At 59.9% G+C, this 20,435-nt stretch carries 16 protein-coding genes and 2 tRNA genes; 14 read left to right on the top strand and 4 right to left on the bottom strand.

Features of this window, described 5'->3' with window-relative positions; genetic code table 11:
- Positions 1-7: 7 nt before the first annotated feature.
- From mutL to AC1RJ3_RS01320, 9 genes are all read left to right on the top strand, one after another.
- Positions 8-1,912, top strand: coding sequence for a DNA mismatch repair endonuclease MutL (gene mutL / locus AC1RJ3_RS01280; protein ID WP_493077309.1), 1,905 nt, complete (start codon positions 8-10; stop codon positions 1,910-1,912).
- The gene (gene miaA / locus AC1RJ3_RS01285; RefSeq protein ID WP_054595352.1) at positions 1,912-2,883 is read left to right on the top strand and encodes a tRNA (adenosine(37)-N6)-dimethylallyltransferase MiaA; all 972 of its coding nucleotides are present in this window, start codon (positions 1,912-1,914) and stop codon (positions 2,881-2,883) included. The genes mutL and miaA overlap by 1 nt, the downstream gene beginning before the upstream one ends.
- A gap of 93 nt (positions 2,884-2,976) precedes the next feature.
- Positions 2,977-3,237 (top strand): RNA chaperone Hfq, encoded by a 261-nt coding sequence (gene hfq, locus AC1RJ3_RS01290; protein WP_019691505.1) that lies wholly within the window; start codon positions 2,977-2,979, stop codon positions 3,235-3,237.
- Between the two features lie 12 nt (positions 3,238-3,249).
- On the top strand, positions 3,250-4,551 hold the full coding sequence (gene hflX / locus AC1RJ3_RS01295) for a ribosome rescue GTPase HflX (protein ID WP_103316307.1): 1,302 nt from the start codon (positions 3,250-3,252) through the stop codon (positions 4,549-4,551).
- Positions 4,552-4,647: 96 nt separating this feature from the next.
- On the top strand, positions 4,648-5,814 hold the full coding sequence (gene hflK, locus AC1RJ3_RS01300) for an FtsH protease activity modulator HflK (RefSeq protein ID WP_054595354.1): 1,167 nt from the start codon (positions 4,648-4,650) through the stop codon (positions 5,812-5,814).
- Entirely contained in the window at positions 5,814-6,683 is an 870-nt protein-coding gene (hflC, locus tag AC1RJ3_RS01305; protein WP_019691508.1) for a protease modulator HflC, read from the top strand. Before hflK ends, hflC begins: the two co-directional genes overlap by 1 nt.
- 317 nt (positions 6,684-7,000) lie before the next feature.
- Entirely contained in the window at positions 7,001-8,188 is a 1,188-nt protein-coding gene (locus AC1RJ3_RS01310) for an ATP phosphoribosyltransferase regulatory subunit (protein ID WP_493077070.1), read from the top strand.
- Between the two features lie 54 nt (positions 8,189-8,242).
- Positions 8,243-9,535 (top strand): adenylosuccinate synthase, encoded by a 1,293-nt coding sequence (locus AC1RJ3_RS01315; protein ID WP_054595356.1) that lies wholly within the window; start codon positions 8,243-8,245, stop codon positions 9,533-9,535.
- A 138-nt stretch (positions 9,536-9,673) separates the two neighbouring features.
- Complete coding sequence (locus tag AC1RJ3_RS01320; protein WP_493077072.1) at positions 9,674-11,608, top strand: methyl-accepting chemotaxis protein; 1,935 nt, start codon at positions 9,674-9,676, stop codon at positions 11,606-11,608.
- A gap of 99 nt (positions 11,609-11,707) precedes the next feature.
- On the opposite strand, the gene AC1RJ3_RS01325 is transcribed toward AC1RJ3_RS01320, so the two are convergent.
- The 4 genes from AC1RJ3_RS01325 to AC1RJ3_RS01340 all read right to left on the bottom strand — a co-directional run bounded on the left by AC1RJ3_RS01325 (position 11,708) and on the right by AC1RJ3_RS01340 (position 14,974).
- A complete protein-coding gene (locus AC1RJ3_RS01325; RefSeq protein WP_493077074.1) occupies positions 11,708-13,273 on the bottom strand; it encodes an ABC transporter permease in 1,566 nt (521 codons plus the stop codon).
- Positions 13,273-14,283, bottom strand: a complete 1,011-nt coding sequence (locus AC1RJ3_RS01330; RefSeq protein WP_054595359.1) for an extracellular solute-binding protein — start codon at positions 14,281-14,283, stop codon at positions 13,273-13,275. Before AC1RJ3_RS01330 ends, AC1RJ3_RS01325 begins: the two co-directional genes overlap by 1 nt.
- Positions 14,284-14,632: 349 nt before the next feature.
- A tRNA-Leu gene (locus AC1RJ3_RS01335) sits at positions 14,633-14,719 on the bottom strand.
- Between the two features lie 165 nt (positions 14,720-14,884).
- A tRNA-Leu gene (locus AC1RJ3_RS01340) sits at positions 14,885-14,974 on the bottom strand.
- A gap of 225 nt (positions 14,975-15,199) precedes the next feature.
- Here AC1RJ3_RS01340 and rnr point away from each other — a divergent pair.
- From rnr to AC1RJ3_RS01365, 5 genes are all read left to right on the top strand, one after another.
- Positions 15,200-17,830 (top strand): ribonuclease R, encoded by a 2,631-nt coding sequence (rnr, locus tag AC1RJ3_RS01345; protein ID WP_347928744.1) that lies wholly within the window; start codon positions 15,200-15,202, stop codon positions 17,828-17,830.
- A complete protein-coding gene (gene rlmB, locus AC1RJ3_RS01350) occupies positions 17,827-18,594 on the top strand; it encodes a 23S rRNA (guanosine(2251)-2'-O)-methyltransferase RlmB (RefSeq protein ID WP_054595361.1) in 768 nt (255 codons plus the stop codon). Before rnr ends, rlmB begins: the two co-directional genes overlap by 4 nt.
- Before the next feature lie 223 nt (positions 18,595-18,817).
- Positions 18,818-19,240 carry a 30S ribosomal protein S6 gene (rpsF, locus tag AC1RJ3_RS01355; RefSeq protein ID WP_054595362.1) on the top strand — a complete coding sequence of 141 codons (423 nt, stop codon included), beginning with the start codon at positions 18,818-18,820 and terminating at the stop codon, positions 19,238-19,240.
- A 28-nt stretch (positions 19,241-19,268) separates the two neighbouring features.
- Positions 19,269-19,499 (top strand): 30S ribosomal protein S18, encoded by a 231-nt coding sequence (gene rpsR, locus AC1RJ3_RS01360; protein WP_002551829.1) that lies wholly within the window; start codon positions 19,269-19,271, stop codon positions 19,497-19,499.
- Between the two features lie 36 nt (positions 19,500-19,535).
- Entirely contained in the window at positions 19,536-20,429 is an 894-nt protein-coding gene (locus AC1RJ3_RS01365) for a YybS family protein (RefSeq protein ID WP_054595363.1), read from the top strand.
- Positions 20,430-20,435 lie beyond the last annotated feature (6 nt).

Here is a 20,435-nt window from a genome sequence, read left to right on the forward strand (position 1 = left end):
CGATGCCGTGAACACCGCAGCGCGTATCGAGCTGCTCAGCCCGCGACTGGCGAACCAGATTGCCGCCGGTGAGGTGGTCGAGCGTCCGGCTTCGGTGATCAAGGAGCTGTTGGAAAACAGTCTCGACTCCGGCGCCAAGCGTATCGACGTCGATGTCGAGCAGGGCGGCGTCAAGCTGCTGCGGGTTCGCGACGATGGCAGTGGGATCTCCTCCGATGATTTGCCGCTGGCGTTGGCGCGACATGCCACCAGCAAGATTCGCAATCTCGAAGACCTCGAGCAGGTGATGAGCCTCGGCTTTCGCGGTGAGGCCCTCGCGTCGATCAGCTCCGTGGCACGCCTGACCCTGACGTCCCGCACCCGAGGTGCCGATCAGGCCTGGCAGGTCGAGACCGAAGGCCGAGACATGGCGCCTCGTGTCCAGCCGGCCGCCCACCCGGTGGGTACTTCGGTTGAAGTGCGCGACTTGTTCTTCAATACTCCGGCGCGGCGCAAGTTCCTCAAGACCGAAAAAACCGAATTCGATCACCTGCAAGAAGTGATCAAGCGTCTGGCGCTGGCGCGCTTCGACGTGGCGTTCCATCTACGCCATAACGGCAAGACCATCCTCAGCCTGCACGAAGCCCATGACGACGCGGCTCGCGCCCGGCGTGTGGCGGCGATCTGCGGAGCGGGCTTCCTGGAGCAGGCGCTGCCAATCGAGATCGAGCGCAATGGCCTTCATCTGTGGGGCTGGGTCGGGTTGCCGACCTTTAACCGTAGCCAGGCGGACTTGCAGTATTTCTTTGTGAATGGTCGTGCGGTGCGCGACAAACTGGTGGCCCATGCGGTGCGCCAGGCGTATCGCGACGTGCTGTTCAACGGTCGGCATCCGACGTTCGTGCTGTTTTTCGAAGTCGATCCGGCGGGCGTCGACGTCAACGTGCACCCGACCAAACACGAAGTGCGCTTCCGTGACGGGCGCATGGTCCACGACTTCCTCTATGGCACTTTGCACCGCGCCTTGGGCGATGTGCGTCCGGAAGATCATTTGGCTGCGCCTGTCGCGACGGCCGTGGTCAGGCCGACCGGCATTGAAGCCGGCGAGTTCGGCCCGCAAGGTGAAATGCGTCTGGCGGCCAATGCGTTGCTGGAGCAGCCGCAGGCACAGCCGTCCTTTAATACGACGGCAGGCTCGAGCTCGGGCACCGGCGCCGGTTATCAGTATCAATACACGCCGCGTCCGCAGTCGGGCGTGCCGGTGGCCGAAGCGCAGGCTGCCTATCGCGAGTTTTTTGCGCCATTGCCGGAAGCGAACGCCACGGCGCTGCCAGACGGTCAGGGCGATATTCCGCCGCTGGGGTATGCGCTGGCGCAACTCAAAGGCATCTACATCCTTTCGGAAAACGCCCAGGGGCTGGTGCTGGTGGACATGCACGCGGCGCATGAGCGGATCATGTACGAGCGGCTGAAAGTCGCGATGGCCAGCGAAGGCCTGAGCGGCCAACCGCTGCTGGTGCCAGAGTCGATTGCCGTCAGCCAGCGTGAAGCCGATTGTGCCGAAGAACACGTCAGCTGGTTCCAGCGCCTCGGTTTTGAACTTCAGCGTCTGGGCCCGGAAACCCTGGCGATCCGGCAGATTCCGGCCTTGCTCAAGCAGGCCGAGGCCAATCGTCTGGTTCACGACGTATTGGCAGACCTGATGGAATACGGCACCAGCGACCGGATTCAGGCACACCTGAACGAACTGCTCGGAACCATGGCCTGCCATGGCGCTATTCGCGCCAACCGACGCCTGGCCTTGCCGGAAATGAACGGTCTGCTGCGGGACATGGAAAACACCGAGCGCAGTGGTCAATGCAACCATGGCCGACCAACCTGGACCCAACTGGGCCTGGATGATCTGGACAAACTGTTCTTGCGCGGTCGTTGATGAGCCAACTCCCTCCAGCGATATTCCTGATGGGCCCGACCGCTGCGGGCAAGACCGATCTGGCTATCGAGCTGACCAAGGTCCTGCCGTGCGAGTTGATCAGCGTCGACTCGGCGCTGGTTTACCGCGGCATGGACATCGGCACGGCCAAGCCTTCGAAGGAACTGTTGGCCGAGTTTCCTCATCGGTTGATCGACATTCTTGATCCGGTCGAGGCCTATTCGGCGGCTGATTTTCGCCGGGATGCCCTGCAGGCCATGGCCGAGATCACCGCACGCGGCAATATTCCGCTGCTGGTCGGCGGCACAATGCTCTATTACAAGGCTTTGCTCGAAGGTCTGGCCGATATGCCTGCGGCCGATCCGCAGATCCGCGCTGAAATCGAGGAAGAGGCTGCACGCCTTGGCTGGCAAGCCCTGCACGATCAGTTGGCGGTCATTGATCCGGTGTCGGCAGCACGAATTCACCCCAATGACCCGCAGCGACTCAGTCGGGCGCTGGAAGTTTATCGGGTCAGCGGCCAGAGCATGACCGAACACCGCGCGCGACAATCTGCGCAAAGTACTGAAGCAGGCGCTTCGGGTCGCCCACAATTGCCCTATACTGTCGCGAACTTGGCTATCGCTCCGGCGAATCGTCAGGTACTGCATGAGCGTATTAAACAAAGATTCACACAAATGTTGGAACAGGGATTCATTGACGAGGTCGTAGCCCTGCGTAAAAGAAGTGACCTGCATGCCGGGTTGCCGTCTATACGCGCTGTAGGTTACCGACAAGTCTGGGATTACCTGGATGGCAAGCTGACGTCAGCCGAGATGCAGGAACGTGGGATCATTGCCACGCGCCAATTGGCGAAGCGCCAGTTCACCTGGCTACGCAGTTGGGCTGATTTACACTGGCTGGACAGCCTCGATTGCGACAATCTGCCACGCGCCTTGAAATACCTGGGAACGGTCTCCATATTGAGCTGAGTCCTTGCAATTGCCGTCTATCCTTGGGGGTGTGACGGCCTAAGCCATTTTTTTACCTATTTTTATTATTGAATCCTTAAAGGAGTGCGGCACATGTCAAAAGGGCATTCGCTACAAGACCCTTACTTGAATACATTGCGTAAAGAGAAAGTGGGGGTTTCCATCTATCTGGTCAACGGAATCAAACTGCAAGGCACGATCGAGTCGTTCGACCAGTTCGTTATCCTGCTGAAAAACACCGTCAGCCAGATGGTCTACAAACACGCGATCTCTACAGTGGTGCCGGTTCGTCCAATTCGTCTGCCTAGCGCAACCGAATCCGAACAAGCTGACGCTGAGCCAGGTAACGCCTGATAGGAGTCTCCTTTGTTCTTTGAGCGCCACGGTGGTGGTGAACGAACCATTCTCGTTCACTTGGATGGTCAGGACCCTGAGGCGCGCGAAGATCCGCAGGAGTTTCAGGAGTTGGCAATTTCGGCCGGCGCCGAGACCGTCGCGTTTGTTAACGTGCCGCGTCATCGGCCAACCGCCAAATACCTGATTGGCAGTGGCAAGGTCGAGGAACTGCGCGACCAGGTCAAAGCCGAGAAGGTCGATCTGGTTATTTTCAATTCCGTCCTCACGCCCAGTCAGGAACGTAACCTCGAACGTGTTTTCGAGTGTCGCGTGATTGACCGTACCGGTCTGATTCTCGATATCTTCGCCCAACGCGCCCGCACCCATGAAGGCAAGCTCCAGGTCGAACTGGCCCAGCTTGATTACATGAGTACGCGACTGGTTCGCGGCTGGACTCACCTTGAGCGACAGAAAGGCGGTATCGGTCTGCGCGGTCCGGGTGAAACCCAGTTGGAAACCGACCGGCGTCTTCTGCGGGTTCGCCTGCGGCAGATCAAGGGGCGTCTGGAAAAGGTCCGCAGCCAGCGGGACCAGGCTCGTCGTGGTCGTCAGCGTGCGGATATTCCTTCGGTTTCTCTGGTGGGTTATACCAACGCCGGCAAGTCGACGCTGTTCAACTCGGTCACCGATTCCGACGTGTTCGCGGCAGACCAGTTGTTCGCCACCCTCGACCCGACCTTGCGCCGGCTCGAACTCGCCGACCTCGGTCCAATCGTACTGGCCGACACTGTGGGCTTCATCCGTCACTTGCCGCACAAACTGGTCGAGGCATTTCGGGCTACGCTCGAAGAGTCGAGCAACTCTGACCTGCTGCTGCATGTGATCGACGCTCACGAGCCAGAACGCATGGCCCAGATCGAACAGGTCATGGCGGTGCTCGGCGAGATCGGTGCGCAAGACTTGCCGATCCTTGAGGTCTATAACAAACTCGATTTGCTCGAGGGCGTAGAGCCACAGATCCAGCGTGATGCCGACGGCAAGCCGCAACGGGTATGGTTGTCGGCGCGCGACGGTCAGGGTCTGGACCTGCTCAAGCAGGCGATTGCGGAATTGCTCGGCAACGATTTGTTCGTCGGCACCTTGCGCTTGCCGCAGCGTTTTGCTCGACTGCGTGCGCAGTTCTTTGCGCTCGGCGCTGTACAGAAAGAAGAACACGACGAAGAAGGCATCTGTTTGCTGGCCGTTCGTTTGCCGCGAGTCGAGCTCAATCGACTGGTGAGCCGCGAGGGAATGCAGCCGTTGGAATTCATCGAGCAACACACTTTGCAATAAAAGCCTGAAAAAGCGGTTGTGCCGCTGTGGCAGGCATTCTGTAGCATTGGTCGGCGCGCCGTGGGTGCGTCTTTGCTTTATCAGATGGAGAGCGCTATGGCTTGGAATGAGCCGGGTGGCAACTCGAATAATCAGGATCCTTGGGGTGGTAAACGCCGCAATAATGGCGACCGCAAGGGGCCACCAGATCTCGACGAGGCCTTCCGAAAGCTGCAGGAAAGCCTGAATGGGTTGTTCGGTGGTAGTAAGAAACGCGGTGATGATGGCGGTGGTTCGGGCAAGGGCGGCGGTTACGGCCTGCTCGGCATCGGCCTTGTCGTGCTGGCGGTCGTCTGGCTGTACAGCGCGGTTTATGTCGTCGACGAGCAGGAGCAAGCCGTGGTGCTGCGCTTCGGCAAGTACTACGAAACCGTCGGGCCGGGCCTGAACATCTACTTCCCGCCGATCGATCGCAAGTACATGGAAAACGTCACGCGTGAGCGTGCCTACACCAAGCAGGGTCAAATGCTCACTGAAGACGAGAACATCGTCGAAGTGCCACTGACCGTGCAGTACAAGATCACCAATCTGCAGGACTTCGTGCTGAACGTCGATCAGCCGGAAATCAGCCTGCAACACGCGACCGAGAGTGCCTTGCGCCATGTGGTGGGTTCCACCGCCATGGACCAGGTGTTGACCGAAGGTCGTGAGTTGATGGCCAGCGAAATCAAGGAGCGTCTGCAACGCTTCCTCGATACCTATCGCACCGGTATCACCGTCACTCAGGTCAACGTTCAGAGCGCCGCTGCACCGCGTGAAGTCCAGGAAGCCTTCGATGACGTGATCCGCGCTCGTGAAGATGAGCAGCGTTCGCGCAACCAGGCTGAAACCTACGCCAACGGCGTCGTGCCGGAAGCCCGTGGTCAGGCCCAGCGCATCATTGAAGATGCCAACGGTTACCGCGACGAAACGGTATCGCGTGCCAAGGGTGAAGCGGATCGCTTTACCAAGCTGGTCGCCGAATATCGCAAGGCACCGGAAGTCACTCGTCAGCGTCTGTACCTGGACACGATGCAGGAAGTCTTCAGCAATACCAGCAAGGTTCTCGTGACCGGCAACAAGAATGGCCAGAACAATCTGCTGTACTTGCCGCTGGACAAGATGATCGACAGTGGTCGTAGTGGTGCAGCGCCGGTAACCAGCGCGGCCGCGACCAGCAATGAAGGGCACGCGCGCTCGGCAACTGATCTGCAGCAGCCGGCACGTACCAGGGAGAGTCGCTGATGAGCAATAAATCGCTGATCGCCCTTATTGTCGGCGTCGTCGTGGCGATCGCTGCCTGGAACTGTTTCTACATCGTGGCTCAGACCGAGCGTGCGGTGCTGCTGCAGTTCGGGCGCGTGGTTCAGACTGATGTTCAGCCGGGCCTGCATGTGAAAGTGCCTTACGTTAACCAGGTGCGTAAATTCGACGCACGCCTGATGACGCTGGATGCACCGACACAGCGTTTCCTGACGTTGGAAAAGAAAGCCGTCATGGTTGATGCCTACGCCAAGTGGCGCGTCAAGGATGCCGAGCGTTTCTACACCGCGACTTCCGGCCTCAAGCAAATTGCAGACGAGCGCCTTTCGCGTCGCCTGGAATCGGGCCTGCGTGACCAGTTTGGCAAGCGCACCCTGCACGAAGTGGTTTCCGGTGAGCGTGATGCGCTGATGGCGGATATCACGGCTTCGCTGAACAAGATGGCGGAAAAAGAGCTGGGCATCGAAGTGGTCGATGTTCGGGTCAAGGCTATCGATCTGCCGAAGGAAGTGAACCGCAGCGTGTTCGAACGCATGAGCACCGAGCGTGAACGTGAAGCGCGCGAGCACCGTGCCAAGGGTAACGAGCTGGCCGAAGGCATCCGTGCCGACGCCGATCGTCAGCGCCGCGTACTGCTGGCTGAAGCCTATCGTGAATCTGAAGAGGTTCGCGGTGACGGTGATGCCCAGGCCGCAGCGATCTACTCCAAGGCCTACGGCCAGGATCAGGAGTTCTACGGTTTCTACCGTAGCCTGCGTGCCTACCGTGAAAGCTTCGCGAACAAAACCGACGTCATGGTTCTGGACCCAAGCAGCGACTTCTTCCGTTACCTGGAAAAAGCCAAGCCTTGATCCGACACTAATCTCAAAGGACCCCGCCGGGCGGCTAAAGCCTCTCGCGGGGTGATCCTTTGAGAAAACGTGTGTATGATGCGGCAGCCGGGAAATTCCCGGCTTTTTTGCGTCTGCACGTTTGATTGCGGTTTTTTATTGCAAGACTCGGGTTGAACAACTCGACAGGTTTTTCGAGGAAAGTGTTTGGCGAGGCCGATTCCAGGCCGATCGCCGCGTTGTTCATGCGCGTGACTTATGCGTATGGTTCAGACATTTTCTGCTTCACTCAAGGCCGGCCCGAGGGCTGGCGGCCCGGATCATAGGGGAATGGCGTAATGGCAACGGTAGACCGCTGGCTGCTGCCAGATGGCATCGAAGAAGTACTGCCACCAGAGGCGGCGCGCATTGAAGTCGCGCGTCGTCAGGTGTTGGATCTGTTCCAGAGCTGGGGTTACGAGTTCGTCGTGACCCCGCATATCGAGTACCTGGAATCCCTGCTGACTGGCGCAGGCCAGGACCTCGATCTGCGGACCTTCAAGGTCATCGACCCGCAATCGGGCCGGCAGATGGGTTTCCGTGCCGACATTACGCCGCAAGTGGCGCGCATCGATGCACACACCTTGCGTCACGAAGGCCCGAGCCGTCTGTGCTACGCCGGTAGCGTGCTGCATGCGCAACCGCGGGCGTTGTCGACCTCGCGTAGCCCGATCCAGCTGGGCGCCGAGTTGTACGGCGATGCCAGCCCGAGCAGCGACGTAGAAGTCATCAGCCTGATGCTGGCCATGCTGCAACTGGCCGATGTGCCGGATGTGCACATGGATCTTGGCCATGTCGGCATCTACCGTGGCCTGGCGCGTGCCGCCGGTTTGTCCGGTGAGGTCGAGCAACAATTGTTCGACGCCCTGCAACGCAAGGCCATCGATGAGGTCATTACCCTGACCGAAGGCCTGCCTGCCGATTTGTCGGGCATGCTGCGGGCGCTGGTTGATCTGTGCGGCGGTCGTGAAGTGCTGGTTGCCGCTCGCGAGCGCCTGGCCAACGCGCCGGCGCCTGTTTTGGCGGCGCTGGACGACTTGCTGTCGATTGCCGAGCGTTTGTCCGTGCGTTTCCCGGATCTTGCGCTGTACTTCGATCTGGGCGAGTTGCGCGGTTATCACTATCACACCGGCGTGGTGTTCGCGGTATTCGTGCCGGGTGTTGGCCAGTCCATTGCTCAGGGCGGTCGTTACGACGACATCGGCGCCGACTTTGGTCGTGCCCGTCCGGCGACTGGCTTCTCTACCGATTTGAAAACCCTGGTGACCCTGGGGCGTGCTGAAATCGAGCTACCAACTGGCGGTATCTGGATGCCTGACAGTACGGATGCAGCACTCTGGCAGCAGGTTTGCCAGTTGCGCAGTGAGGGTCAGCGTGTCGTTCAGGCATTGCCTGGGCAACCATTGGCCGCCGCCCGTGATGCGGACTGCGACCGGCAATTGATTCAGCAGAACGGGCTTTGGCAAGTATTGCCGCTGGCTTCTTGAGTTTCCCTGCCGGCGGCTGCCGGCACCAAGTTTGCGCGAATGAGGACAAGTGTTATGGGTAAGAATGTCGTAGTCCTGGGCACCCAATGGGGTGATGAGGGCAAAGGCAAGATCGTTGATCTGCTGACCGAACATGCTGCCGCCGTAGTGCGCTACCAAGGTGGCCACAACGCTGGCCACACGCTGGTGATCGACGGCGAAAAAACCGTCTTGCACCTGATCCCGTCGGGCGTGCTGCGCGATGGCGTGCAGTGCCTGATCGGCAACGGCGTGGTGGTTGCACCTGACGCCCTGCTGCGCGAGATCATCAAGCTGGAAGAGAAGGGCGTACCGGTGCGCGAGCGCCTGCGTATCAGCCCTTCCTGCCCGTTGATCCTGTCTTACCACGTAGCGCTGGACCAGGCTCGTGAAAAGGCCCGTGGCGAGCTGAAGATCGGCACCACCGGTCGTGGCATCGGCCCGGCCTACGAAGACAAGGTTGCACGTCGTGGCCTGCGCATCGGTGATCTGTTCCACCGCGAGCGTTTCGCCGCCAAGCTGGGCGAGTTGCTGGACTACCACAACTTCGTACTGGTCAATTACTACAAAGAGCCGGCCATCGACTTCCAGAAAACTCTGGATGAGTGCATGGAATACGCCGAGCTGCTGAAGCCGATGATGCTCGACGTCACCGCCGAACTGCATAACCTGCGTCGCGACGGCAAAGACATCATGTTCGAAGGCGCCCAAGGCTCCCTGCTGGACATCGACCACGGTACCTACCCGTACGTCACCAGCTCCAACACCACCGCTGGCGGCATCGCGACCGGTTCGGGTTTTGGCCCGATGTACCTGGATTACATCCTCGGCATCACCAAGGCTTACACCACTCGCGTGGGTTCGGGCCCGTTCCCGACCGAGCTGTTCGACGACGTTGGTGCGTTCCTGGCCAAGCGTGGCCATGAATTCGGTGCTACCACCGGTCGTGCCCGTCGTTGCGGCTGGTTCGACGCCGTCATCCTGCGTCGCGCCATCGACGTCAACAGCATCTCGGGCCTGTGCCTGACCAAGCTGGACGTGCTGGACGGTCTTGAGACCATCAACATCTGCGTGGGCTACAAAAACCAGGATGGTGCAGTGATCGACGCACCGACCGACGCCGACAGCTACATCGGTCTTGAGCCGGTGTACGAAGAAATGCCGGGCTGGACTGAGTCGACCCTGGGCGCCAAGACCCTGGAAGAGCTGCCTCAGGCTGCTCGCAACTACATCAAGCGCGTCGAAGAGTTGGTCGGTGCACCGATCGACATTATTTCGACGGGCCCGGACCGCAACGAGACCATCGTTCTGCGTCACCCGTTTGCTTGATAAGTCGTTGATGTAAAAAACAAAGGGCCCTTAATCGGGCCCTTTGTCGTTTATGCCTGTCGGGCGGCATGACCTTTGCTGTGAATCTCTGTTCCAGAGTGCCATCAATTTAATGGCGTGCAAGTAGAGGGATTTCCTGTGTCGGCCGTTCTCTCACTGTTACAAAGCCGTTTGTTGCGGCCCGTGTTCGTTACCCTTGGTATCGCCCTGTTGGTGCAAGTGTTGGTGGCTGTCGCACTGACCCGGAGCACAGTGACCGCATTGGAAGCTGATTTGGGCAATCGTCTCGGCGTCGATAGCCAGAAGCTCTCTGGCGAACTCGAACAGGCCGGGCGTGAAGTCACCTCAAGTCTTGATAACCTCTCCACCAGTACCCGTCAGCGCCTGACCGCCGGTCTGTCCTCACGACTCAAGGACGAGCAGGCGCAACTGCGTGCGGCCCTGGAAAAGGACCTGAAGGACTCGGCCAATGACATGGCTCAGCTCCTGGCGTCGGTCGCGCCCCGCGCGATGTGGGACAGCGACGTTCCAACGCTGTCCGAATTCGCCCGTCGGGCCCAGCGCAATCCGAACGTACTGTTCGTGGTGTATGACGACGCCACCGGCCAGCACCTGACCCGCTATCTGAACCGGGAAAACCCGATCAACCAGGCCCTTTTGGAAAAAGGCCAGGGTGAGCGGGCGCTGGATAAAGTGCTGGATGCGGCGAAACACGATCCTTCGGTCTACTACCTCGAAGCCTCGATCAACCCCAATGGCGTGGAAATCGGCAAGGTGCTGATGGGGGTCTCCACGGCGTCGGTGGAAACAGACCTGGTAGCCCTCGACAAGCGCTTCTCGGCGCTGATCGCCAGCAGTGATCAGCTGGTCGGCGACAGCCTCAAGGGCGCTGCAGCTGATAGCGCCACGGCCATGCGCTCGCGTTTGCAGTCGGCGCAGTCCACGGCCACCGAAATGAAAGCCAATACCACCAACACCGTTCAGGAAGCGGCGGCGACCTTGCGCTGGCGGATCGGCATGGCGCTGGCGTTGGTCGGCTTTGGTGTCTTGCTGCTACTGGCGGTCGTGCTTGGACGACGGGTGGTCAATCGCCTGAAGCTGTTGATCGCGGCAATGGAGGATCTAGCCGCGGGTGATGGCGACCTGACCAAGCGCGTGCAGATCAACAGCAAAGATGAAATCGGTGACATGGCGTCGGCGGTCAACCGCTTTGTGGATAAGTTGCAGCCGATCGTTCGCGAGGCGGGTGATGTGGCCCAGCGCACCGGTGTGGAAATCGGTGCCATGAGCAAGCGCAATGCCGGCGCCGATGCGGCGGCGAAATCCCAGCGCGATGAAGTGGCGGAGAGCTTGCGTGCCTTGTCGCAAATGGCTGACGAGGCGCAGGCCGAAAGCCACGCGATGCAGGCGGCGTTGCAACAGGTGGTGGATATTCGTCAAGCAACGGATGAAAACACTCGCACCTCGGCGCAGGTTGGCAGCTTGATCGAAGCCTTGGCTGGACAAGTCGATACCGGGGCCAAAGTCATCGAGCGTCTGGCGCAGCAGAGCGAGCAGATTGAAGTGGTGCTCGAGGTGATTCACGGGATCGCCGAGCAGACCAACTTGCTGGCACTGAACGCGGCGATCGAAGCGGCGAGGGCGGGTGAGACCGGGCGTGGTTTTGCGGTGGTGGCCGATGAAGTGCGGGCGCTGGCCAGCAAGACTCAAAGCTCGACTGGCGACATTCAGGCGCACATCGGGGCGTTGCAACAAGGCGCTCGCGAGGCCGTAGCGGCGATCGGGCAGGCGGGGCGTCAGGCCAGCGAAGGTTTGCTGGTATTGCGCGACAGTGCGCGCTTGCAGCAATCGGTGCAGGTTTCCGTCGAGCAGGTACATGCGGCCATCGGTCTGGCGACTCAGGCCGCAGCTCATCAGGCCAAAGGTGCGCACGCGGTGCGTGGGCGGGTCGAGACCATTCATGCTCAGGCCGAGCGCGCGGCTCAGGCGGTGGTGGAAACTACAGCCAGCGGCAAGGTGCTGGACAGCCTGGCGGCGCAGCTGAAAGCGAGCTTGGGGCAGTTTCGGGCTTAAGATTTTTGTTGGTCGGGCTGACGTCATCGCGAGCAAGCTTTGCTCCTACAAGGGGTATGACACAACACCTGTAGGAGCAAGGCTTGCCCGCGATGCTTTTCAGCGGCTCAAATACATTCGCGTCGTGAGTAGATAGACGGGCAATCCCGACACCAGAATCAACAGCGCCGCATAAGGCGCCGCTGCCGCGAACTCGACATTCGCGGTGTGTGCCCACACCTCTGTGGCCAAGGTGTTGAGCCCGGTCGGACTCAGCAGCAGCGTTGCCGTCAGCTCCTTCATCGCATCCAGAAACACCAGCGCAAACGCGGCACCCAGCGCCGGGAAGATGATCGGCAGCGTCACCCGCACAAAGGCGCTGAGCGACGAAGCGCCGAGCGTCCGCGCTGCTTCTTCGAGTTGCGGTGCCGCCTTGTTCAGCGCCGTACGAATCGGCGCCTGGGCCAGCGGCAGGAACAACAACGCATAGGCGATCAGCAGCAAGCCCGAGGTCTGATACAGCGCCGGCACATAGTGCAGGGCGAAGTACACCAGCGTCAGCGCGATTACCAATCCTGGCAGCGCATGCAGCAGATACGGCAGGCGCTCGGCCCACAGCGCCAGGCGACCCTTATAGCGAACCACCAGCAAGCCAACCGGCACTGCCAGCGCCAGGCATAGCGCTGCGCCGCCCAACGACAACGCCAGTGACGAGAGCAAGGCTTCGCTGATCGCCGCCACCGGGAAAGCGGCCGAAGAGCCGACAGCCAGCCAGTACGCCAACATTCCCAGCGGAATTCCGCTGCCGATGATCGCCAGCGCCAGGCAATAGAGCTGCCCGGCCGCAGACCATGCGCCCAGCCGAACCTGTTCGGCATGTCGCGCCGCGCCTTGGCCGATTCGTACATGCCGACCTTTGCCGCGAACCCGCAGCTCCAGCCACAGCAGAACCAGGCACAGCGCAAGCAGCACTGCCGAAAGCATCGCCGCGTTGGCGTTGCTGAACTCCAGCTCGAACTGCTGATAGATCGCGGTAGTGAAGGTTTGCAGGCCGATGATCGACAGCGCGCCGAACTCCACCAGCATGTGCAGGGCAATCAGTAACGACCCGGCCAGCAGCGAAGGCCAGAGCAGGGGCAGGGTGATCTTGAAGAATACGCCCCAGCGGTTCTGTCCCAGGGTTCGGGCGGACTCTTCCAGTGCCGGGTCGAGATTGCGCAACGTCGCTGCCACCGGCAGAAACACCAGCGGGTACTTGGACAGGGTCATCACCAGAATCGCCCCGCCCAGGCCTTCGAAGCTGGCGCTCAGGGACACCCAGGTGAAGCTGCTGACGAAGGCCGGTACGGCGAACGGCAGGCAGAGGATCACGCCCCACAGGCGCCGACCCGGCAAGTTGCTGCGTTCCAGCAGCCAGGCCAGCGACAGGCCGATGATCGCGCAGGCAACCGTCACGCCGACCATCAGCAGCAGCGTATTGCGCAACAGGCCAAACACATACGGCCGCCACAGCAGATGCAGTGCTTGCGCCCAGCCGGCTTGCCAGGCTTTGAGCCCGACATACAACAGCGGCAGCAGGCTCAGGCAGACCAATAGCAATACCGGCAACAACAGCCAGATCGATGGTCGTTTACGCCGTGGCACATAACCCCCGCGTGATGCGGAGGCGCTCAGCGATGCACTCATCAGTTCAGGCCAACGTCGCGTTCCAGGTCCAGTGCGGCTTCAGCGTTGCCAAGGTCGGCAGGGGTGACATTCGGCGCTTGCAGCTCACTGAACGGCTTGAGTCCGCGGTCCGATTCCAGACCTTTACGCAGCGGGTATTCGGCGGTGGTTTGAGTGATCACGCGCTGACCTTCTTCGCTGGCCATGTAGGCGAGGAGTTGCTGGGCTTCTTGCGGGTGTTTGCTGGACTTGAGCACGGCAGCGCTGGACACGGTGATCAGGCCGCCAACATCGCCGCCGGTGAAGTAATGCAGTTTCGAGTCGAGCGTGCCCTTTTCGCGCTGCAAGGCGAACCAGTAGTAGTTATTCACCAGCACGGTGGCGACTTCGCCATTCTCCACGGCTTTCAGCGCCACCATGTTGTTGCTGTAGACCTTGCCGAAAGCGCGCAGGCCGGTCAGCCATTCTTCGGCGGCGTCCATCCCGTGCAGCTTGATGATTGCCACGGCTTGTTCCTGGAACGCACCGCTGCTTGGCACGAAGCCAACTTTGCCCTGCCACTTCGGATCGGAGAATCCCATCACCGATTTGGGCAGGTCTTTTTCGTCGATCAGTTTTGGGTTGAAGGCGACCACGCGGACCCGGGCAGTGATGCCAATCCAGGTGCCATTACCGGCAACGTAATCCTTGGGCAGTACTTCCAGCGTGGCGGCGTCGGTCTTCGCCAGCAGGCCTTGTTCGCCGAGTTTGTTCAGCGGTGGCGATTCTTCGGTGTAGATCACGTCGGCAGGCGAGCGATTGCCTTCTTCGACGATCTGGCTGGCCAGTTGGTTGCTGCTGCCTTTGCGTACATTGACGTGAATGCCGGTCTTGGCTTCGAAGGCTTTGGCGACAGCGTCGCCGACTTCCTTGTGTTGACCGTTGTAGAGCGTCAGGGAAACTTTTTCGGCGGCTTGGGTGAATGGCGTTGCCAGGGTCAGCCCCAGCAGAGTGATGGTCAGGCCGCGGCGCAGGGTATTTCGAAACATCATTGGCTGGGTTCCTCACTGTCGCATTGCAAAAACTTGCAACAATGATAAACGATATTGTTTCTCAAGTGCGTCTTTCAGGGCGGGCGAGGTTTTGTTAGTGGGGTTGGCGCGGACCTTTGTGGCGAGGGGGCTTGCCCCCGTTGGGGCGCGAAGCGGCCCCAGTATTCATTCAGCCAGACCGCATTCTCAGGGTTTACGACTGCTTCGCCCGAACGCGGACCGGCCGACGAGGGCAGGCCCCCTCGCCACAGGAAGGCTGGTGGCTTGAGATGATTGAAAGCCAGAAACGCAAAAACCCGCTTTCGCGGGTTTTTGTGAGATTCAAGATCGTTGACCTTGAACTTTGAATTGGTGCCCAGAAGAAGACTCGAACTTCCACGACCTTGCGGTCACCAGCACCTGAAGCTGGCGTGTCTACCAATTTCACCATCTGGGCAGTATCAGCAACGTTGCCGCTGTTGATGTGGCGCACTATACGGAGAGCGTTTTGATCTGTAAACCCCTGATTTAGTTTTAATAAATCAAATGGCTAGAATGCAAAAACCCGCTTTCGCGGGTTTTTGTGTGAGCCTTGAAATTGAACTAATCTCAAGCTCGAAATTGGTGCCCAGAAGAAGACTCGAACTTCCACGACCTTGCGGTCACCAGCACCTGAAGCTGGCGTGTCTACCAATTTCGTCACCATCTGGGCAGTATCGAGATGCGTCTGCGTCGTCGATGGCGCGCACTATACGGAGCGTCCTTTTAACTGTAAACCCCTGAACTCAAAAAAACCTGGAAAATTTTACGAGCGGTGCTTGATGCTGTCTTTCCAGGCGGAGGAAGGGCCTTTTAGGGCCTCCAGGAGCCTGAAATTTCCCGTTTCATTACGCCTATGCCAAACTAACCCGCATATAGACAAGGTGAAAACTCTCTAATGGCCGATTGGCAGTCCCTCGATCCCGAGGCCGCTCGTGAAGCGGAAAAATATGAAAACCCTATTCCTAGCCGCGAACTGATCCTTCAGCACCTTGCTGATCGGGGTTCGCCTGCTAACCGCGAGCAACTGGTCGAAGAGTTTGGTCTGACCACAGAAGACCAGATCGAAGCCCTGCGCCGCCGCCTGCGCGCCATGGAGCGCGATGCTCAGCTTATTTACACTCGTCGCGGCACTTACGCGCCGGTAGACAAGCTCGACCTGATCCTGGGCCGCATCAGCGGTCACCGTGACGGCTTCGGTTTCCTGATCCCGGACGACGGCAGCGACGACCTGTTCATGAGCCCGGCGCAGATGCGTCTGGTGTTCGACGGCGACCGTGCGCTGGCACGGGTTTCCGGTCTGGACCGTCGTGGTCGCCGCGAAGGCGTGATCGTCGAAGTGGTCTCGCGTGCTCACGAGAGCATCGTCGGTCGTTACTTCGAGGAAGGCGGCATCGGCTTCGTGGTGGCCGACAACCCGAAGATCCAGCAGGAAGTGCTGGTCACCCCGGGTCGTAACGCCAACGCCAATATCGGCCAATTCGTTGAAGTAAAGATCACGCACTGGCCGACCCCACGCTTCCAGCCGCAAGGCGACGTGGTGGAAGTGGTCGGCAACTACATGGCGCCGGGCATGGAAATCGATATTGCCCTGCGGACCTACGACATTCCCCACGTCTGGCCGGAAGCGGTGCTTAAAGAAGCCGCCAAGCTCAAGCCGGAAGTCGAAGAGAAAGACAAAGAGAAGCGCATCGACCTGCGTCATCTGCCGTTCGTTACCATCGACGGCGAAGATGCTCGCGACTTCGATGACGCGGTCTACTGCGAAGCGAAACCGGGCAAGCTGCGGCTGTTCTCCGGTGGCTGGAAGTTGTACGTGGCGATTGCCGACGTTTCCAGCTACGTGAAGATCGGTTCGGCGCTGGATGCCGAGTCCCAGGTGCGCGGCAACTCGGTGTACTTCCCCGAGCGCGTAGTGCCGATGCTGCCTGAGCAGCTGTCCAACGGCCTGTGCTCGCTGAACCCGCATGTCGATCGCCTGGCCATGGTTTGCGAGATGACCATCTCCAAAACCGGTGAGATGACCGACTACTGCTTCTACGAAGCGGTGATTCACTCCCACGCTCGCCTGACCTACAACAAGGTCAGCGCAATGCTGGAACAACCGAAAACCACCGAAGCTCGTCAGCTTCGTGGCGAATACACCGACGTGGTGCCGCACCTCAAGCAGCTCTACTCGCTGTACAAGGTGTTGCTGGCAGCCCGTCACGTGCGTGGCGCAATCGATTTCGAAACGCAGGAAACCCGAATCATCTTCGGTTCCGAGCGCAAGATTGCCGAAATCCGTCCGACTGTGCGCAACGACGCGCACAAGCTGATCGAGGAATGCATGCTGGCGGCCAACGTGGCCACCGCCGAGTTCCTGAAAAAACACGAAATCCCTGCGCTCTACCGGGTTCACGATGGTCCGCCACCGGAGCGTCTGGAAAAACTCCGCGCCTTCCTCGGCGAGCTCGGCCTGTCCCTGCACAAAGGCAAGGATGGCCCGTCGCCGAAGGATTACCAGGCGTTGCTGGCCGGGATCAAGGATCGTCCGGATTTCCACCTGATCCAGACCGTCATGCTGCGCTCGTTGAGCCAGGCGGTGTACAGCGCCGATAACCAGGGCCACTTCGGCCTGAATTACGAAGCCTATACCCACTTCACCTCGCCGATTCGCCGTTACCCGGACTTGCTCACGCACCGGGCGATTCGCAGTGTCATCCACTCCAAGCAAGACACGCCACACGTGCGTCGTGCCGGGGCGATGACCATTCCGAAAGCGCGCATCTATCCGTACGACGAGGCGGCGCTGGAGCAGCTCGGCGAGCAGTGCTCGATGAGCGAGCGCCGTGCCGACGAAGCGACCCGTGACGTGGTGAACTGGCTCAAGTGCGAGTTCATGAAAGATCGCGTGGGCGAGTCGTTCCCGGGTGTGATCACCGCGGTGACCGGTTTTGGCCTGTTCGTCGAGCTGACCGATATCTACGTCGAAGGTCTGGTCCACGTGACCGCTTTGCCGGGCGACTACTACCACTTCGACCCTGTGCATCACCGCCTGGCCGGTGAGCGTACCGGTCGCAGCTTCCGCCTCGGCGATACCGTTGAAGTGCGCGTGATGCGGGTTGACCTGGACGAGCGCAAGATCGACTTCGAGATGGCTGAAAAAACCATCAGCGCGCCGATTGGCCGCAAGAAGCGTGGCGCAGAAACCTCGGCGCCTGCCGCCAAGACGGCTGCTGAGCCGGCACCGGCAAAAGCCGGCCGTCGCGGTCCGGCGAAGGAAAAAGCGGTCGAGGCTTATCGCCCGAGCGACGCCGCAGCGAAAAACGCCGAAGTACGTAAAAGTCGTGAAATGAAACAGGCGTTGCTGGCCGAAGCGAAGAGCGGCGGTAAAGCGGCGTCTGGGGGAAAGACCGGGCGGTCGGCGCCTGAAAAGGCCTCCGGCGGCAAGCCAGCCAAACCAAGTAAACACCGTAAAGGCCCGCCAAAAGCGGGCTCGGCTCCAGCCAAAAGCGGCGGGGCGCGTAAACCTAAGGCCAAGTCATGAGTCAGTTGGAAAAAATCTACGGCGTGCATGCCGTAGAAGCGTTGCTGCGTCATCACCCGAAACGCGTCAAGCAGATCTGGCTGGCCGAAGGCCGCAGTGATCCGCGCGTTCAGACGCTGATCGAACTGGCCAGCGAAAACCGCGTTGCGGTCGGCCAGGCCGAGCGTCGTGAGCTCGATGCCTGGGTTGAAGGCGTGCACCAGGGCGTGGTGGCAGAGGTAAGTCCAAGCCAGGTCTGGGGCGAGGCAATGCTCGACGAGCTGCTCGACCGTACCGAAGGTGCGCCGCTGCTGCTGGTGCTCGACGGCGTGACCGATCCGCACAACCTCGGTGCTTGCCTGCGTTCTGCCGACGCGGCGGGTGCCTTGGCGGTGATCGTTCCGAAAGACAAGTCAGCCACCCTGACTCCGACTGTGCGTAAAGTCGCCTGTGGTGCCGCGGAAGTGATTCCGTTGGTGGCCGTGACCAACCTGGCGCGCACCCTGGAAAAGCTCAAGCAGCGTGGCTTGTGGGTTGTCGGCACGGCGGGGGAGGCTGAGCAGGATCTGTATCAGCAAGACCTGACCGGCCCGACCATCCTGATCATGGGCGCAGAAGGTAGCGGAATGCGTCGCCTGACGCGTGATCTTTGCGACTATCTGGTGCGTTTGCCAATGGCCGGCAGCGTCAGCAGCCTCAACGTTTCCGTGGCTACCGGCGTGTGCCTGTTCGAAGCCCTGCGCCAGCGTGGCGTCAAAGCCGCCGCGACCGCCAAGAAGTCCTGAGCCAGGTGCAATGATCATTCCCACGCTCGTGGGAATGATCATGCTGTGGTGATTGTTCAAATAATCACCAATTGCCTTGCGCCGCTTCTGTCCCTTCTCTACAATTGCGCCCCTTGCTGTGACGGCAGGCACGCATGTGTCCATCGCCGGCAAGTCCATAAGTGTCATTCACTCCTTGTCTGACCGCTTTTGAGCGGCAGGCTACAACCCGTAAGGAGCATTCATGCGTCATTACGAAATCATCTTTTTGGTCCACCCGGATCAAAGCGAGCAAGTCGGCGGCATGGTTGAGCGTTACACCAAGCTGATCGAAGAAGACGGCGGCAAAATCCACCGTCTGGAAGATTGGGGCCGTCGTCAACTGGCCTACGCAATCAACAATGTTCACAAGGCTCACTACGTGATGCTGAACGTTGAGTGCACTGGCAAGGCCCTGGCCGAGCTGGAAGACAACTTCCGCTACAACGATGCAGTGATCCGTAACCTGGTCATCCGTCGCGAAGAAGCCGTTACCGGCCAATCCGAGATGCTCAAGGCTGAAGAAAACCGCAGTGAGCGCCGTGAGCGTCGCGACCGTCCTGAGCACGAAGGCGCTGAAAGCGTTGACAGTGATGACAGCGACAACAGCGATAACGCTGACGAGTAATCCACGGACCTTTTGAGGAGCCTATTACATGGCACGTTTCTTCCGTCGTCGTAAATTCTGCCGCTTCACCGCTGAAGACGTGAAAGAGATCGATTACAAAGATCTCAACACTCTGAAAGCTTACGTATCCGAGACCGGCAAAATCGTTCCAAGCCGCATCACCGGTACCAAAGCTCGTTATCAGCGTCAGCTGGCCACCGCTATCAAGCGCGCCCGCTTCCTGGCCCTGCTGGCCTACACCGACAGCCACGGCCGCTGAGACCGGGCAGTCGACACGTAGCAAAGGATTGAATGCATGCGCGCCATAGCTGAGTTCATCATGCGCGGTCGTATGCAGGCCACTCTCGTAGTGGCTGGATGCGCGGCATTGCCGTTGTTGTACTGGTTGGGTGCTGCCGCAGGGAGCCTTGTGCTGCTGCGGCGCGGATTGAAGGACGCCCTTGGCGTTCTTGCTCTGGGAATACTGCCGGCATTGATCTGGTGGCTGTATTCCGATGATCCACGCGCACTCATGGTGTTGCTGGGGTCTTCGGGCCTTGCGTTGGTTTTGCGCGCAAGTGAGTCCTGGAACCGCGTGCTGCTGGTCAGCATAGCGATGGGATTGGTGTTTTCAGTGGTGCTGGGCGCGGCTTACCGCCCCCAGATCGAGATGCTGTCGCAGGAACTGGTAAAGATCCTGCCGCTGGCCCTCGGTGACCTCTACCAGCAATTGTCGGTAGAGGAGCGAGCACGTCTCGCCGCCCTGATTGCCCCGGTCCTGACCGGCCTGATAGCGGCCTTGTTGCAAATCGTCAGTGTGCTGAGCCTGATTGTTGGGCGCTACTGGCAGGCGTTGTTGTACAACCCTGGTGGTTTTGGTCGCGAGTTTCGCGCCATCCGAATCCCGCTGGGGCCGGCGATGTTGCTGCTGGCGTGCATGCTTCTGGGGCCGAACTTCGGTTCCCAGCTGGCCATGTTGACGCCGTTGTGCAGCGTACCGCTGGTGTTCGCCGGGCTGGCCCTGATTCATGGGCTGGTGGCTGAAAAGCGACTGGCCAGGTTTTGGCTGGTGGGGTTGTACGTAACGCTGTTGCTGTTTATGCAACTGATCTATCCGTTGCTGGTGGTCCTGGCCATTGTCGACAGCCTGATTGATTTTCGCGGTCGATTGACGCCGAAAGACGTCGATAGCGCGAACGGTGAAGGTTAAAAGTTA

This window comes from Pseudomonas sp. GW822-FHT04C11 (genome assembly GCF_058800905.1).